The organism is Escherichia sp. MR (assembly GCF_005280595.1).
Taxonomy (GTDB): domain Bacteria; phylum Pseudomonadota; class Gammaproteobacteria; order Enterobacterales; family Enterobacteriaceae; genus Escherichia; species Escherichia ruysiae.
The window spans coordinates 1-374 of the sequence record NZ_SZVK01000135.1 but is presented as its reverse complement, the minus strand read 5'-3'; the positions used below and the strand labels follow the sequence as shown (position 1 = coordinate 374).

Below are 374 nucleotides of genomic sequence, written 5' to 3'. Positions count from 1 at the left end.
ATGGCCGGGTAAAGCGGAGCCGGCGGCGACTTCCTTTGTGCTCTGTCCGGGGACCGGCAGGAAAAAGGCGGGGATTTACCCCGCCAGTGTCATCATTTCCGGATTTTTGCCAGGGCATCCGCCATGCTGCGGATTTCGGTCCGGGCTTCCCGGACCACCTCCCGCAGAACACCACGGTCAAACCAGCGGCGGGGCGGTTCATCGGGTATACGCAGCACATCGCAGGCCAGCCCACTGGACAGGATATGCTCAATACAATCGCTGACCAGGTACATTTCCACCGACGAAAAACGTGCTCCCCGGTTCACGATGGCATCGAGCACCACGGGCAGGTTTTCGTCATCTTCATCGAGCCAGCAGGGGTGATCGCTTTC

At 60.2% G+C, this 374-nt stretch carries 1 pseudogene; it reads right to left on the bottom strand.

Annotated features, from left to right (window positions below):
- Window positions 1-92: 92 nt before the first annotated feature.
- Window positions 93-374: pseudogene (locus FC814_RS22600) on the bottom strand (hypothetical protein); the annotation flags it as partial.